The organism is Shinella curvata, from assembly GCF_022899935.1.
Taxonomy (GTDB): Bacteria; Pseudomonadota; Alphaproteobacteria; order Rhizobiales; family Rhizobiaceae; genus Shinella; species Shinella curvata.
The window spans coordinates 229,062-243,091 of sequence record NZ_JALJCJ010000003.1; the positions used below are offsets into that span (position 1 = coordinate 229,062).

Genomic DNA, 14,030 nt, shown 5'->3' on the forward strand with positions numbered 1-14,030 from the left:
TGTTTTTGCGGGACCCGGAGCGCAGCGTACTTTGGTACGTGAGCACCGGAAGCACGCGAAAGCGCCATTTGCAGGCCGGCATGGACCGGATGTTCATCGGTCCGAGGCCACATGCAGGCCCGGGGGTTAAGCAAAAGGAGGGTGCGGTCCTGTCTTTCGCTTGCGGGCCTGCATGCTGGCCGAGGCGGAACCTAGGCATGCAAGCTGGCGCGAAGCTGGATGCAATTACGTTACGTGAAGTTACGTTCCGATCGCTAATTTGATAATCAATCCAAGCCCTGTAACGGCAAGAACCCCAACCGCCCAAAGACCGGCGAACCACAGCAGTTTCTTCGCTGTCGAAGGCTCCTGCATCAGTGATATCCCTCCTCCGGATCGACCTTGCCGCGAAAGACCCAGTAGGCATAGGCGGTATAGGCGAGGATGACGGGCACCAGCACCAGGGCGCCCACCAGCAGGAAGGACAGGCTCTCGTCAGGCGCCGCCGCCTGCCAGATCGTCAGCGAGGCCGGCACGATATAGGGGTAAAAGCTGATGCCGATGCCGGCGAAGCCGAGCACGAAAAGGCCAAGTGCGGCGAGGAAGGGGCGCGAATCGTGCTTGGTGCTCAGGCCGTGCACCAGAAGCGTGAAGCAGCCGAGCACGAGGAGCGGCACGAGCAGACTGAAGATCAAGGTCGGCCAGCCGAACCAGCGCTCGAAATAGAGCGGCTCGAGAAAGGGCGTCCACAGGCTGAAGACGCCCATCGCCGCAAGCGTGCCGACGCCGGCCTTCAGCGCGTAGCCGCGCGCACGGGCGGCAAGGTCACCGCTCGTCTTCATTACCAGCCAGGTGGCGCCGAGCAGCGCATAGCCGATGACGAGCGCAAGGCCGGTCGCGATGGAGAAGGGTGTGAGCCAGTCCCACCAGCCACCGGCATAGGCGCGGTCTTCGGCGGGAATGCCCTGGACCAGCGCGCCGAGCGCCACGCCCTGCGTGAAGGCGGCGACCATGGACCCGCCGGCAAAGGCGATATCCCAGAGGAACTCGCCGCGCCGGGTGCGCCAGCGGTATTCGAAGGCGACGCCACGGAAAATGAGGCCGAGCAGCATGAGGATCAGCGGCATGTAGAGTGCCGGCAGGATGGTGGCATAAGCAAGCGGGAAGACCGCCATCAGCCCGCCGCCCCCCAACACCAGCCAGGTCTCGTTGCCGTCCCAGACGGGCGCCACGGAATTCATCATCACGTCGCGGTCGTGTTTCTCCTTGAAGAAAGGAAACAGGATGCCGACGCCGAGATCGAAACCATCGAGGATGACATAGGCGAGCACCGCAAAGGCGATGATGGCCGCCCAGATGAAGGGAAGATCAAGCACCATGGTGGTGGCTCCGGCTGGCATGGGCGGCGGCGGGGGTGATGCCGGAAGAGCGGATCGGGCCTTCCGTGAGATCGGGTATCGGATCCCGCGGCAAACGTCCCATCAGACGCAGAATGTAGAAGGTGCCGGCCCCGAAGACGAAGAAATAGACGACAATGAAGGCAATGAGCGATGTCGCGACGGCCGGCGCGCCGATGGGCGCAACGGATTGGGCCGTCAGCAGATGGCCGTAGACCGTATAGGGTTGGCGACCGACCTCCGTCGTCACCCAGCCTGCAAGCACGGCAACGAAACCGGCAGGGCCCATCAGGACGGCGGCGCGGTGCAGCCAGCGGTTCTCGCCGAGCGTGCCGCGCCAGCGACACCAGAGCGACCAGAGCCCGAGGCCGAGCATGGCAAAGCCGATGGCGACCATGATGCGGAAAGACCAGAAGACGACGGCGACCGGCGGCTGCAATTCCTTCGGCACCGTGTCGAGCCCGGCAAGCGGCGCATTCAGATCGTGCTTCAGAATGAGGCTCGACAGTTTCGGGATCTCGATGGCGTAGTCGACACGCTGCGCGGCGGAATTCGGAATGCCGAAGAGGATCAGCGGCGCACCGTCCGGGTGGCTCTGATAGTGCCCCTCCATCGCCATGACCTTGACCGGCTGGTGCTCCAGCGTGTTGAGCCCGTGCATGTCCCCGGCGAAGATCTGTATGGGCGCCACGATCGCCGCCATCCACATGGCCATGGAGAACATCTTTTTCGCCCGCTTCGGCGCATCGCCGCGCAGCAGATGATAGGCGCCGACCGCGCCGACGACGAGAGCGGTGGTAAGATAGGCGGCCAACACCATGTGCACGAGGCGATAGGGAAAAGACGGGTTGAAGATTACCGCCCACCAGTCGGTCGGAACGAACTGCCCCGCCTCGTTCACGGAAAAGCCGGCCGGTGTCTGCATCCAGGAATTGGCGGCAAGGATCCAGGTGGCCGAGATCAGCGTGCCGACGGCGACCATGAGGGTGGCGAAGAAATGCAGCTTCGGGCCGACACGGTTGAGGCCGAACAGCATGACGCCAAGGAAACCGGCTTCGAGGAAGAACGCCGTCATTACCTCGTAGCCCATCAGGGGGCCTATGACCGGCCCGGCCTTGTCGGAAAAGACGCTCCAGTTCGTGCCGAACTGGTAGGACATGACGATGCCCGAGACGACGCCCATGCCGAAGGCGAGCGCAAAAATCGTCTTCCAGAAATTGAAGAGCGCGAAATAGACCTCGTCCTTCGTCCAGAGCCACAGCCCCTCCAGCACGGCGAGATAGCTCGCAAGCCCGATCGAGAAGGCTGGAAAGATGATGTGAAAAGACACGGTGAAGGCGAACTGGAAGCGGGCAAGCAGCGTTGCGTCCAACTGTTCAAACATGGGCCACGTCCTTTCATCAGCCACCGCGCGCCTTCTCAAGCCCGCGGCCGCCGCAAAGGATGCGGTTTCGAACAGATAAAAGTCAATTCGGCGTACACGCCCACGTTGCCGCACCGCGACAATCGCCCGCGTGCGGCATTTCGCTCTCATCCAAAAACAACAAAAAACCTCCGCCGAGGGGAACGGCGGAGGTTTGACAGGCCGGTCTTCAGGAACCGAGACAGAGAGGGGGGGCGCCTCGTGTCAGATCCGGCCCATGGCCGCGGGTCGTCGCGGTTAGTTGCGCGGTGCGCCGTCGCCGTAGCGGTTGGCAGCCGGGTCGATGTAGTCGACGGCACCCTGGGTGGCACCGTTGTTGACCGACGCGGTCGTGGTGCGGTCAACAGCCGACTGCTGGACGTCTGTACGGCCGAAATTGGGGTTTTCAGCGAAGGCGGCACCAGCAGAGAGCGACAGGGCAGCGATGGTGATTGCGAGCTTGTTCATGATCTTAAACCTTTCGAATTTGGGAGGATCAGCCGACCGGACCGGCCGGTCGGCGAAGGGCCTGCGTCAGGCGTTGATTAACGACCGGCGTAGGGAGCGCCGTCACCGTAGCGAGCACGCGAGGAGGTATCCTGGTTGGAAGCACTCTGGACGGCATAACCGTTGCCGGACTTGATCGAGGCCGTGGTGGACTGATCGACAGCCGACGGCTGAACGTCGGTGCGGCCGAGGTTGGGATTTTCGGCGAAAGCGGCACCGGCAGAGAGCGACAGGGCGGCGATAGCGATTGCGAACTTGTTCATGGTCTTAACCTTTCGAATTTGGGAGGATCGGCCGACCAGACCTGCCGGTCGGCTATGTGTCTCTGTGGCGTGTCGATCAACGGCCGGCGTAAGGAGCGCCGTCACCGTAGCGAGCCCTGGTATCGGCCACTTCCTGCTGGGCGACGACAGCGTCGCTGTTACCGGACTTGATCGAAGCCGTTACGGAATGGTCGACAGCCGGCTGGCTGGCTTGGAAATCGCTGCGGCCGAGGCTGGGGTTTTCAGCGAAAGCGGCACCGGCGGAGAGCGACAGGGCGGCGATGGCGATTGCGAGCTTGTTCATGATCTTAAACCTTTCGAATTTGGGAGGATCAGCCGACCGGGCCTGCCGGTCGGCGAGGGAACTGCGTGAGGCGTCGATTAACGACCGGCGTAGGGAGCACCGTCACCGTAGCGAGCACGCGAGGAGGTATCCTGGTTGGAAGCACTCTGGACGGCATAACCGTTGCCGGACTTGATCGAGGCCGTGGTGGACTGATCGACAGCCGACGGCTGAACGTCGGTGCGGCCGAGGTTGGGATTTTCGGCGAAAGCGGCACCGGCAGAGAGCGACAGGGCGGCGATGGCGATTGCGAACTTGTTCATGGTCTTACTCTTTCCTATCTGATGGGGAGCGGTCGGCCTTCCGGCGCGCTCCGGGCTTGTTTCTGGCGTTTTGCTCAGCGGCTTGCGTAGGGAGCGCCGTCGCCGTAGCGATTGGCAGCAGGGTCGATGTGATCGACGACGCCGTCGGTTGCGGCCGGGCGTGCCATATGCCCAACCGAAGAAGTGACCGTCTGGTCGGTAATCGACTGGCCGGCTTTCGGGCCGGAGGTGAAGACATCGGTGCGTCCTGCATAGGGGTTTTCCGCAAAGGCGGATCCGGCCGTAAGGGCGAGCAGGGCGGTGGCAACAACGAGCTTCTTCATGGTGGTATTTCCTTTTGTTCTTGCGATGCTCTCCAAGAGGTTGCCCCTGAAGACCCCTTTGATATGGACCCTCATTAAATGGTACGCAAGTTTGAGGGCGGTAAACTAATTGTCAATGAAACGTTGACGATCAAAGCACCGTTTTGAACGGCCTCGCGGCGCACGGAAAAGCGCCCCGGCAACAGGTATCAACCCGCCCGGACGCTCAGTCCATCTCTTTGATTTTCATTATTTTTATGCGTCGAAACTCGATCCGAGACGCGGGCATTCATCCCTCGTCAAGAATTGTGGCACAGGAAGGCCAACTGGCAATTTCAAGGTTTTGAGGCTCGTGGCCGATCACATCCACGTGCTTTTTCGAGGGCACGAAAGGCAGGTTTCAAGGGTGGACGAGTCATGGAAAATGACGAAAAGGTGGCAAAACGGCCTGCCACCCCTTGCAAGCGGCACCGGATTCGCGATGCGCAAACCCGGTCACTTGCAAAAAACCAGTCAGGCAGCCCGCAGATAGTGCTCGGCGAGCTCCGTCCAAAAGGCGGCGCCGACCGGAAGCAGGTCGTCGTTGAAATTATAGCCGGGGTGATGCAGCGATTTGTCGTTTTCGCCACTCTTGCCGCCCAGAAAGAAATAGGTGCCCGGGCGTTCCTTCAGCATATAGGCGAAATCCTCGCTGCCCATGAAGGGGCGCTCGAGGTCTACAACCTTGTCGGCGCCGGCAAAACGGATCGCCAGGTCGCGCACGAGGTCGGTCTCCGCCTTGTGGTTGATGGTCGCGTCGTAGAAGCGCTGGTAGTTGACAGTGGCGCTCATGCCGTAGCTCTCGGCCTGCCGTTCGGCGATGAGCCGGATGCGGCGCTCCAGTTCGTCGCGTACGCCGGGATCGAAGGAGCGGATGCCAAGCACGATTTCCGCACGGCTCGGGATGATGTTGCTCGCCGAACCCGAATGGAACGAGCCGACCGTCACGACCGTCGGATCGAGCGGGTGGATGTTGCGCGAGACGATGGTCTGCAGCGCCATGACGATGGAGGCGCCGCAGACGATCGGGTCCAGCGTCTCCTGCGGTTCGGCCCCGTGGCCGCCGACGCCATTGACCGTGATGCGCGCTTCATCGACGGCCGCCATGATCGGCCCCTCGCGCAGCGCGAACTGGCCGAAGGGCAGGTTCGGCTCGTTGTGCAGCCCGAAGACGGCATCGCAGGGGAACTGGGTAAACAGCCCCTCCTCCACCATGATCCTGGCGCCGCCAAAATTTTCCTCGGCCGGCTGGAAGATCAGGTGCACGGTGCCGTCGAAATTGCGCCGCTCGGCAATCGCCTTGGCCGCGCCCAGAAGCATGGTCGTATGACCGTCATGGCCGCAGGCATGCATCTTGCCGGGAGTCTTGCTGGCATAGGGCAGGCCCGTTTCCTCGAAGATCGGCAGGGCATCGATATCGGCGCGGATGCCAATGGACTTGCGGCCGGTGCCGTTGGTCAGCGTCGCAACGAGGCCGGTCGTCGCGAGACCGCGCGTCACTTTATATCCGTAGCTTTCCAGATGGCGGGCGATGACATCCGAGGTGCGAAACTCCTCAAGGCCGAGTTCGGGATGTTCGTGCAGATCGCGGCGGATCGCCACCAGCTCGGGCATGGAATTTTGAAGAGACGTATGAATGGACATATCAGGCACCACGTGAAGGGATTTTGCTTTCGAAATAGCGGAAGGCCACGACCAGAATGGCGGTGAGGCAGAGATAGATGAGTGCCAGAAGCAGCAGCGGCTCGTAGGTCAGATAAGTCGCCTGCCGCACCTTGGAGATGACGGCATAGGCATCGATGACGGTGATCGTTGCGACGAGCGGCGTCGATTTCAGCTGCAACACGGTTTCGCCGTTGAGCGTCGGCAGGGCGCGATAGACGGCGCGCGGCAGCCAGATGCGGCGGAACATGGTGAAGGGGCTCATGCCATAGGCGCGCGCGGCCTCCAGTTCGCCCGGCGGCACACCGGCAAAGGCGCCGCGCATCACCTCGCCCTCATAGGCGGCGAAGGATAGTGTCAGCGCCGCCACGCCATAGGGCCACGCCTCGCGCAGATAGGGCCAGAGGAACGAGCTGCGAATGCCGGGAAACTGCGGAAACAGTGAGCCCAGGCCATAATAGAGCAGCCAGAGCTGGAGCAGCAGCGGTGTGCCGCGGATGATGGTGCAGAACCCCTTCGCCAGCATTTTCAGCGGCCACGGCCCCGTCACCTGCACGAGGCCGATCGGTACGGCAAGAAAAAAGCCGAGGATCGAAGTGGCAAACAACATCAGCAGCGTCACGCCGACGCCATGGGCCAGCGCACCGGAATATTTCGGCACCCATTCCCAGCGCATGAACCAGATGACGCAGAACACGAAGATCGCGGCAATCGCCATCAGCACGATGCGGTGCGGCTTGAAGAAACTCTGCTTGCTGGGCAGTTCGGTCAGCGCCATCGCAGAAACGGTTTGTTCCGTCATCACGCCGTCCTCGTCATGCCGCGCCGGTAGTGGCGCTCTATGAAACCGATCAGCACGTTGGAGAGGAGCGTGATCATCAGGTAGAGCGCGCCCGCCGCGCAGAAGAACAGGAGATAGGCCTTGGTGCTGCCCGCCGCCTGGCGCGTTACGAGCGTCAGCTCGGAGAAGCCGACGACGGCAAGCAGCGCCGTGTCCTTGGTGGCGATGAGCCAGAGATTGGAGAGGCCGGGAATGGCATGCGGCAGCATGGCCGGCAGGGTGATGCGGCGCATGATCTGGGTGGGCGACATGCCATAGGCGCGCGCCGCCTCGATCTGGCCGGCTGGCACCGCCTTGATCGCGCCGCGGATGACCTCGGTGGAATACGCGCCCTGCACGACGCCGATGACGAAGATGCCGGCGGCAAGACCGCTGATATCGACCGCGCCCCAGCCAAAGGCAATGGAGATCTGACTCAGCACGTCCGTGCCGGCATAATAAAGAATGAGAATGAGCACGAGCTCCGGCACGGCGCGCACGAGCGTCGTGTAGACTTCAAGCAGATCCTTGGTGACCGGGCCGCCATAGAGCTTGCCCATGGCGCCGCCCGTGCCGAGGATGAGGCCGAGCCCGTAGCCGCCGATGGCGATCTGGATGGAATTCCACAGCCCCGCCAGAAGCACTCCGCCCCAGCCGGGCGGCTCGAGCGCAAGCAGGCTCCAGTTGATCAGCGATCCGGCATCGGCCATGGGGTCTCGCGTCCGTTCGAGGAGAATTGCCGGCGGCACGAGCCGCCGGCATTACAATGCGAGGCCCGATTAGCCGCCGTAGACGTCGAAGTCGAAATACTTCTTCGAGAACGTGTCGTAGGTGCCATTGGCGCGGATCGCCTTGATGGCCGCGTTGATCTTGTCCTTCAGCTCCGTCTCGCCCTTGCGCAGGCCGACGCCGACGCCGAGGCCGAGGATTTCCGGATCGTCCTTCACGGTACCCTTCATGTCGCAGCAGGCCGAACCCTGTTCGGTCTTCAGGAAGTCGCCGAGCGCAATCGAATCGGCCTGCACGGCGTCGATACGGCCGGCGGCCAGGTCGTTGTTGGCCTCATCCTGCGTCTGGTATTCCTTGACCGTCGCACCGGCGGCGCCGAAATACTTGTTGGCATAGACCTGGTGGATGGTCGCGACCTGCACGCCGAGCGTCTTGCCGGCAAGACCTTCCGGGGTCGCGTCGAACTTCGCATCCTTGGCGCCGATGATGCCCGGAGGCGAGTTGTAGTACTTGTCGGAGAAGTCGATCGTCTGCTGGCGTTCCGCCGTGATCGACATGGAGCCGATGATCATGTCGATCTTGTTGGTGGTCAGCGCCGGAATGATACCGTCCCATGCAACAGGCGTGATGACGCAGTCGAGCTTCGCTTCCGCGCAGATCGCCTTCATGAAGTCCACTTCCCAGCCTTCCCAGTTGCCCGAGGCATCCGGCGAAGTGAAGGGCGGATAGGGTTCGGCGGCAAAACCGACGCGGACCTGCTCGGCCGCGGCGCCCGAAATGGCCGTAAGGCCGATCGCGGCGGCAAGGGCGATTGTCTTCAAGGCACTCTTCATGATTTTCCCTCTGTTGGTTTTTTTGCTTCTCAGTGGATGGAGCTGATGAACTTCTTCAGCCGCTCCGATTTCGGTGCTCCGAAAATCTCGTCCGGCGGGCCCTGCTCCTCGATGAGGCCGTTCGCCAGGAAGACGACGTGGCTCGCCACGTTGCGCGCGAACTTCATCTCGTGCGTGACGAGGATCATGGTGCGCTTTTCCTTGGCGAGATCGCCGATGACGGTGAGCACTTCGCCCACCAGTTCCGGATCGAGCGCGGAGGTGGGTTCGTCGAACAGCATGACATGGGGCTGGATGGCGAGCGCGCGGGCAATTGCCGCGCGCTGCTGCTGGCCGCCAGAAAGGAAGGCCGGATAGGCATCGCGCTTCTCGTGCAGACCGACGCGGCGCAGCAGCGTTTCGGCCCGCTCGATCGCCTCGTCCTTCCTGATGCCGAGCACATGGACTGGCGCCTCGATGACGTTTTCGAGGATCGTCATGTGCTGCCACAGATTGAAGCTCTGGAAAACCATGCCGAGGCGGGAGCGCAGGCGCTGCACCTGCTTGCGGTCGGCGGGCATCATGCCGCCATGACCGTCCTTCTTCATGGCGATCGTCTCGCCATGGATGGTCACCGTGCCGGCGCTCGGCAGCTCCAGCATGTTGATGCAGCGAAGGAAGGTCGACTTGCCCGAGCCCGAGCCGCCGATGATGGCGATGACGTCGCCCTCATGCGCGGTGAGCGATACGCCCTTGAGAACCTCGAGCGGTCCGAAGCGCTTGTGCAGTTGCGTGACCGCGATAGCCTCGGCGCGTTCCGTCATCGTGGAGATGTCTCCAGCGCACGGAAAATCGATGCATGACACATGCCAAATTCCCCTGTTTTTCAGCGTTCCCGCGGGCATCTTCGGCCCGTCGTTTCGTCTTGTGGATTGCATCGTGGCACTTGTTAAGAAATTGTTCAAGCGTATAATAGTGTCGTCGCTGACTTTTCTGGCAGCACCCGCTTTCGATCAAAAATTCCTTGGGAGTATTGAATGACCGCCTACGGTTCGCAGGAAATGTCGGCCCCCCTGATGCGCGTTCTGATGCGCCGCCCCGGCGCCAGCCTCTCGGCCGCCGATCCGGCCAAGTGGCATTACGGCCCGACCTTCGACGGCGCGCGCGCCGTGCACCAGTACAAGGCCTTCGCGGAGCTCGTCGAAAAGTCCGGCACCGAGATCATCTGGCTCGAGGACGAAGGCGACGGCCTGGCCGATGCCATGTTCACCCATGATCCCTCGCTGATGTCCGACCATGGCGCCATCCTGCTGCGCATGGGCAAGCCGCTGCGCGTGGCCGAAACCGCGCTGCACGAAAAAGCCTATGCCGAGCGCCAGATCCCGATCCTCGGCCGCATCGAAGGCAACGGCACCGTCGAAGGCGGCGACTGCATCTGGCTCGACGCCAAGACGCTGGTCATCGGCCGCGGCGTGCGCACCAACCAGGAAGGCATCGACCAGATTTCCGCCATCCTGGCCCCGCACGGCGTCACGGTCCTCGCCTATGACCTGCCGCTCTGGCAGGGCGAGGAGGCCTGCCTGCATCTGATGAGCGTGATGAGCCCGCTGGCCGACAATCTGGCCCTGGTCTTCGCGCCGCTCCTGCCGGCCGCGTTCTACCAGCTCCTGAAGAAGCGCGGCGTGACGCTCATCGAAGCGCCGGCCGACGAGTTCCACGCCAGCAACGGCCTGTCGCTCAACGTGCTGCCGACCCGCCCGAATGAAGTCATCATGGTGGAAGGCTTCCCGGCCACCAAGGCGGCGATGGAAGCGGCCGGCTGCACCGTGCAGACCTTCGAGGCCGATGCGCTGTGCATCGCCTGCGAGGGCGGCCCGACCTGCCTGACGCGGCCGGTGCTGCGCCGCGCCGCTTAAACGAGGGAGAGCAATGGCCCGCCGGACCTTCCATCGCGCCCCCGAGGCCGAACGCCGCCACGATCTGATCGAGGCGACGCTCGACTGCATCGCGGAATACGGGCTCGAAGGCGCGACGGTCCGGCAGATCGCCATCAAGGCGGGTGTCACGGCGGGCCTGATCCGGCATTATTTCCAGTCGAAGGAGCATATCCTTCAGGAAGCCTACCGCGTCGTCATCGCCCGGCTGACGGAGAAGGCCGAACGGGTGTCGGGCGACGCGGAAACGCGGCTGCGCGACTTCATCGTCATCAACCTGACGGAGCCGGTCGCCAACAGCCGCAGCCTGTCGCTTTGGGCGTCGTTCATCAGCCGGGTCAGCGTCGATCCGGAGTTGGCCGCGATCCACCGTGAAGGTTACCTCAGCTTCCGCGACACGCTGGAACACCTGCTCGCCGATTTCCTTTCCACCCAAGGCGCGGATTCCTCGCCGGAACGATGCCGCAGGCTGGCGATCGCCATCAACGGCCTGCTCGACGGTCTCTGGCTGGAAGGCTGCCTGGCCGGCGAACTGTTCGGCGACAGCGAACTGGTCGAGATCGCCCTGACCTCGATCGAAACCTTGCTTGGAATATCCCTGAAGCTGGTCGACGCCCCGCGCGCCGACGGTTAAACCACCCCCGAAATAGACATGCGGAGAACGGCCATGCGCTACGCGTCCATCACAGACCGGCTTCAGAATCTCGGCTCCGAAAAATGGGCCATTCATGCCGAGGCACGGCGCTTGCAGCGCGAGGGCAAGGCCGTGATCGAGCTCACCATCGGCGAGCCCGACGTGCCGCCGGATCCCGCGCTGCTGGCCGAGGCCGTGCGCGCCATGCATGCCGGCCGCTACCGCTATTCCAACGGCCGCGGCGAACCTTCCGTCGTCGATGCCGTCGTGCGCAAGTACCAGAAGCGCCGCAGCGACGTGACCGCCGAAAACGTGCTGTGCTTCCCCGGCACCCAGACCGCCCTCTTCGCCGTCATGCTCGGCCTTGTCGAGGCGGGCGACGCCGTGCTTGTCGGCGACCCGCTCTATGCCACCTATGAAGGCGTCATCCGATCGACGGGCGCCGTGCAGGTTCCCGTGCCGCTGCGCCCGGAAAACGGCTTCCACATGAAGGCCGCCGATCTCGAGGCCGCGATTACACCGGAAAGCCGCGTGCTGCTGCTCAACACGCCGCACAACCCGACAGGCGCCGTATTGACCGCCCAGGAAATCGCCGAGATCGGCGCCGTCTGCCGCAAACACGATCTCTGGATCGTCTGCGACGAGGTCTACGAACAGCTCGTCTTCGGCGCGACCTTCGCCTCGCCCTTCGACAATACCGATCTCGCCGAGCGCACCATCGTTGTTTCCTCGATCTCCAAATCCCATGCCGCGCCCGGTTTCCGCAGTGGCTGGACGGTCGGCCCGAAAGAGTTCTGCGCCCGTTTGCTTGCCGTATCCGAGACCATGCTGTTCGGCGGCCAACCCTTTATCGCCGACATGACGGCTTATGCGCTCGACAATCCGATCTCGACCGCCGCCACCATGCGCCGGACCTACCAGGCCCGCGCCACCCGTTTCGCCGAGGCACTATCTCGTGCCCCCGGCCTGACGCCGCTGCCGCCGGAGGCCGGCATGTTCATCGTGATCGACGTTTCCGAGACCGGCATGAACGGTGAGGATTTCGCCTGGGCGCTCCTGCGCGAGGAACTGGTCGCGGTCATGCCCGGTTCGTCCTTCGGCGAGCAGGCGGCAGGCTTCATCCGCCTCAGCCTCACCGTGCCGGATGCCCATATCGACGAGGCCTGCCGGCGCATCGCAGCGCTTGCTGCCCGATCCACCCTGCCGAAGGAGCGCCGCGCATGACCACGAAAACCGTAGGCGAAGTCCTCGTCGATCTCCTGGAGGCCAATGGCGTCGAGGTCGTGTTCGGCATTCCCGGCGTCCATACCGTCGAGCTCTACCGTGGCCTTGCCGCCTCGAAGATCCGCCACATCACGCCGCGCCACGAACAGGGTGCCGGCTTCATGGCGGATGGCTATGCCCGCGTCTCCGGCAAGCCGGGCGTCGCGCTCGTCATCACCGGCCCCGGCCTCACCAACACCATCACCGCGATGGCGCAGGCCCGGCAGGATTCCGTGCCGATGCTGGTCATCTCGGGCGTCAACAAGCGCGATTCGCTCGGCCATGGCCGCGGCCTCTTGCATGAACTTCCCGACCAGCAGGGCATGATGAAGACGCTGGCGCTCTATTCGCATACGTTGCTCAACCCCGCCGACCTGCCGCTCGTCGTCGAGCGCGCCTTCGCCGTGCTGCTTTCCGGCCGCCCCGGCCCCGTCCATATCGAAATCCCGACGGATGTGATGGCAAAGCCGATCGAGACGGGGAGCTTCCCCGCCGCCGTCGCGACACGCCCGCGCGCCGACGCCGAAACGCTGCAGCGCGCCGCCATTCTCTGCACCAATGCGTCGCGCCCCGTCATCCTCGCCGGTGGCGGTGCCATCACGGCGGAGGAGGAGATCCGCTCGCTTGCCGAGCGTATCGGCGCCCCCGTCGTCACCACGGTCAATGCCCGAGGCATGCTCGCCGGCCATCCGCTGTGCGTGCCGGCCAGCCCCAGCATGAAATCCGTGCGCCGCATGCTCTCGGACGCCGACCTCGTCGTCGCCTTCGGCACGGAATTCGGCCCGACCGACTACGACATCAATGTCGACGGCGGCTTCCCGCGGCTGCGCTCGCTTATCCGCATCGACATCGACGCCGCCCAGCTCGCACGCACGCCGCAATCGGGCCTGTCGATCTTCTCCAGCGCCAAGACGGCCGCGGCGGGCATGCTCGGTTTCCTGGAGGGCCACAAGGCGATCGGCAATGGCGCGGCCCGCGCCGAAACCGCCCGCAAGGGGTCGTGGAACGAACTAACACCGAAGATGCAGGCGGAAATCGGCGTCATCGACGCGATCTACCGCACGCTGCCCAAGGCGATCATCGTCGGCGACTCGACGCAGGCCATCTATGCCGGCAATTACTATTGTGCCGCCCCCCGTCCGCGCAGCTGGTTCAATGCCGCCACGGGCTACGGTGCGCTCGGCTTCGCCCCACCCGCCGCCATCGGCGCGGCGCTCGCCGAGCCCGACGCCCCGATCATCTGCCTCGTCGGCGACGGCGGCCTGCAATTCTCGCTGTCCGAAATAGGCTCGGCCGTGGACGCCGACGCCCGCGTCGTCTTCCTCGTCTGGAACAATGACGGTTACCAGGAAATCGAGAATTTCATGATCGATGCCGGCATCACGCCCGAGGGCGTCAAACCCTCCGCCCCGGATTTCATCGCCATCGGTACCGCCTATGGCGTGCCCTCCGAGCGTCTTGCCGACGTGGCCGAACTGCCCGCCGCGCTGGAGCGAGCCGCCGGCCGCAAGGGCCCGAGCCTTGTCGAAATCCACCAGACCGGGACGAAAGGTGCAACGGCCTGATTCACCGGGGCAGGCTTCTGAGAGTGTCGGCACGCCCAAAACAACCCGGAAAATCCGGCACATGACGGTTTTCCGGGTTAATATCCACGCGCGCCTTTGCAAAAGCGTCGTTTATT

Annotated in this window: 16 protein-coding genes; 4 read left to right on the forward strand and 12 right to left on the reverse strand. The window is 63.6% G+C overall.

What is annotated here, in order from left to right:
• Positions 1–353: 353 nt before the first annotated feature.
• The 12 genes from cydB to MUU55_RS12690 form a co-directional block, all read right to left on the reverse strand.
• Positions 354–1,358, reverse strand: a complete 1,005-nt coding sequence (cydB, locus tag MUU55_RS12635) for a cytochrome d ubiquinol oxidase subunit II (RefSeq protein ID WP_244761114.1) — start codon at positions 1,356–1,358, stop codon at positions 354–356.
• Positions 1,348–2,760: a cytochrome ubiquinol oxidase subunit I gene (locus MUU55_RS12640; RefSeq protein ID WP_244761115.1), complete on the reverse strand. Its 1,413-nt coding sequence runs from the start codon at positions 2,758–2,760 to the stop codon at positions 1,348–1,350. The genes cydB and MUU55_RS12640 overlap by 11 nt, the downstream gene beginning before the upstream one ends.
• Before the next feature lie 276 nt (positions 2,761–3,036).
• Positions 3,037–3,246, reverse strand: a complete 210-nt coding sequence (locus MUU55_RS12645) for a hypothetical protein (protein WP_244761116.1) — start codon at positions 3,244–3,246, stop codon at positions 3,037–3,039.
• 77 nt (positions 3,247–3,323) lie between these two features.
• Positions 3,324–3,548 carry a hypothetical protein gene (locus MUU55_RS12650; protein WP_244761117.1) on the reverse strand — a complete coding sequence of 75 codons (225 nt, stop codon included), beginning with the start codon at positions 3,546–3,548 and terminating at the stop codon, positions 3,324–3,326.
• 76 nt (positions 3,549–3,624) lie between these two features.
• Positions 3,625–3,852 carry a hypothetical protein gene (locus tag MUU55_RS12655; protein ID WP_244761118.1) on the reverse strand — a complete coding sequence of 76 codons (228 nt, stop codon included), beginning with the start codon at positions 3,850–3,852 and terminating at the stop codon, positions 3,625–3,627.
• A gap of 77 nt (positions 3,853–3,929) precedes the next feature.
• Complete coding sequence (locus tag MUU55_RS12660) at positions 3,930–4,154, reverse strand: hypothetical protein (RefSeq protein ID WP_244761117.1); 225 nt, start codon at positions 4,152–4,154, stop codon at positions 3,930–3,932.
• Positions 4,155–4,228: 74 nt separating this feature from the next.
• A complete protein-coding gene (locus MUU55_RS12665) occupies positions 4,229–4,477 on the reverse strand; it encodes a hypothetical protein (RefSeq protein WP_117367958.1) in 249 nt (82 codons plus the stop codon).
• Positions 4,478–4,969: 492 nt separating this feature from the next.
• On the reverse strand, positions 4,970–6,139 hold the full coding sequence (locus tag MUU55_RS12670) for a M20 aminoacylase family protein (protein WP_244761119.1): 1,170 nt from the start codon (positions 6,137–6,139) through the stop codon (positions 4,970–4,972).
• A 1-nt stretch (position 6,140) separates the two neighbouring features.
• Positions 6,141–6,959 carry an ABC transporter permease gene (locus MUU55_RS12675; protein WP_244761120.1) on the reverse strand — a complete coding sequence of 273 codons (819 nt, stop codon included), beginning with the start codon at positions 6,957–6,959 and terminating at the stop codon, positions 6,141–6,143.
• On the reverse strand, positions 6,959–7,687 hold the full coding sequence (locus MUU55_RS12680; protein WP_244761121.1) for an ABC transporter permease: 729 nt from the start codon (positions 7,685–7,687) through the stop codon (positions 6,959–6,961). The genes MUU55_RS12675 and MUU55_RS12680 overlap by 1 nt, the downstream gene beginning before the upstream one ends.
• Positions 7,688–7,756: 69 nt before the next feature.
• The gene (locus MUU55_RS12685; protein WP_244761122.1) at positions 7,757–8,539 is read right to left on the reverse strand and encodes a transporter substrate-binding domain-containing protein; all 783 of its coding nucleotides are present in this window, start codon (positions 8,537–8,539) and stop codon (positions 7,757–7,759) included.
• A gap of 29 nt (positions 8,540–8,568) precedes the next feature.
• Positions 8,569–9,342 carry an ABC transporter ATP-binding protein gene (locus MUU55_RS12690; RefSeq protein WP_244761123.1) on the reverse strand — a complete coding sequence of 258 codons (774 nt, stop codon included), beginning with the start codon at positions 9,340–9,342 and terminating at the stop codon, positions 8,569–8,571.
• 213 nt (positions 9,343–9,555) lie between these two features.
• Here MUU55_RS12690 and MUU55_RS12695 point away from each other — a divergent pair, with 213 nt between their 5' ends.
• The 4 genes from MUU55_RS12695 to MUU55_RS12710 are packed head-to-tail and all read left to right on the forward strand — an operon-like array spanning position 9,556 to position 13,914.
• Entirely contained in the window at positions 9,556–10,434 is an 879-nt protein-coding gene (locus MUU55_RS12695) for a dimethylarginine dimethylaminohydrolase family protein (RefSeq protein ID WP_244761124.1), read from the forward strand.
• 13 nt (positions 10,435–10,447) lie between these two features.
• Positions 10,448–11,086, forward strand: a complete 639-nt coding sequence (locus tag MUU55_RS12700; RefSeq protein WP_244761125.1) for a TetR family transcriptional regulator C-terminal domain-containing protein — start codon at positions 10,448–10,450, stop codon at positions 11,084–11,086.
• Between the two features lie 33 nt (positions 11,087–11,119).
• On the forward strand, positions 11,120–12,310 hold the full coding sequence (locus tag MUU55_RS12705) for a pyridoxal phosphate-dependent aminotransferase (protein ID WP_244761126.1): 1,191 nt from the start codon (positions 11,120–11,122) through the stop codon (positions 12,308–12,310).
• Complete coding sequence (locus MUU55_RS12710; protein WP_244761127.1) at positions 12,307–13,914, forward strand: 5-guanidino-2-oxopentanoate decarboxylase; 1,608 nt, start codon at positions 12,307–12,309, stop codon at positions 13,912–13,914. Before MUU55_RS12705 ends, MUU55_RS12710 begins: the two co-directional genes overlap by 4 nt.
• Positions 13,915–14,030: the final 116 nt, after the last annotated feature.

What these genes read in the sequence shown, in the direction of transcription:
- cydB (WP_244761114.1), bottom strand. Translation starts at nt 1,358, where the DNA reads ATGGTGCTTGATCTTCCCTTCATCTGGGCGGCCATCATCGCCTTTGCG.
- MUU55_RS12640 (WP_244761115.1), bottom strand. Translation starts at nt 2,760, where the DNA reads ATGTTTGAACAGTTGGACGCAACGCTGCTTGCCCGCTTCCAGTTCGCC.
- MUU55_RS12645 (WP_244761116.1), bottom strand. Translation starts at nt 3,246, where the DNA reads ATGAACAAGCTCGCAATCACCATCGCTGCCCTGTCGCTCTCTGCTGGT.
- MUU55_RS12650 (WP_244761117.1), bottom strand. Translation starts at nt 3,548, where the DNA reads ATGAACAAGTTCGCAATCGCTATCGCCGCCCTGTCGCTCTCTGCCGGT.
- MUU55_RS12655 (WP_244761118.1), bottom strand. Translation starts at nt 3,852, where the DNA reads ATGAACAAGCTCGCAATCGCCATCGCCGCCCTGTCGCTCTCCGCCGGT.
- MUU55_RS12660 (WP_244761117.1), bottom strand. Translation starts at nt 4,154, where the DNA reads ATGAACAAGTTCGCAATCGCCATCGCCGCCCTGTCGCTCTCTGCCGGT.
- MUU55_RS12665 (WP_117367958.1), bottom strand. Translation starts at nt 4,477, where the DNA reads ATGAAGAAGCTCGTTGTTGCCACCGCCCTGCTCGCCCTTACGGCCGGA.
- MUU55_RS12670 (WP_244761119.1), bottom strand. Translation starts at nt 6,139, where the DNA reads ATGTCCATTCATACGTCTCTTCAAAATTCCATGCCCGAGCTGGTGGCG.
- MUU55_RS12675 (WP_244761120.1), bottom strand. Translation starts at nt 6,959, where the DNA reads ATGACGGAACAAACCGTTTCTGCGATGGCGCTGACCGAACTGCCCAGC.
- MUU55_RS12680 (WP_244761121.1), bottom strand. Translation starts at nt 7,687, where the DNA reads ATGGCCGATGCCGGATCGCTGATCAACTGGAGCCTGCTTGCGCTCGAG.
- MUU55_RS12685 (WP_244761122.1), bottom strand. Translation starts at nt 8,539, where the DNA reads ATGAAGAGTGCCTTGAAGACAATCGCCCTTGCCGCCGCGATCGGCCTT.
- MUU55_RS12690 (WP_244761123.1), bottom strand. Translation starts at nt 9,342, where the DNA reads ATGACGGAACGCGCCGAGGCTATCGCGGTCACGCAACTGCACAAGCGC.
- MUU55_RS12695 (WP_244761124.1), top strand. Translation starts at nt 9,556, where the DNA reads ATGACCGCCTACGGTTCGCAGGAAATGTCGGCCCCCCTGATGCGCGTT.
- MUU55_RS12700 (WP_244761125.1), top strand. Translation starts at nt 10,448, where the DNA reads ATGGCCCGCCGGACCTTCCATCGCGCCCCCGAGGCCGAACGCCGCCAC.
- MUU55_RS12705 (WP_244761126.1), top strand. Translation starts at nt 11,120, where the DNA reads ATGCGCTACGCGTCCATCACAGACCGGCTTCAGAATCTCGGCTCCGAA.
- MUU55_RS12710 (WP_244761127.1), top strand. Translation starts at nt 12,307, where the DNA reads ATGACCACGAAAACCGTAGGCGAAGTCCTCGTCGATCTCCTGGAGGCC.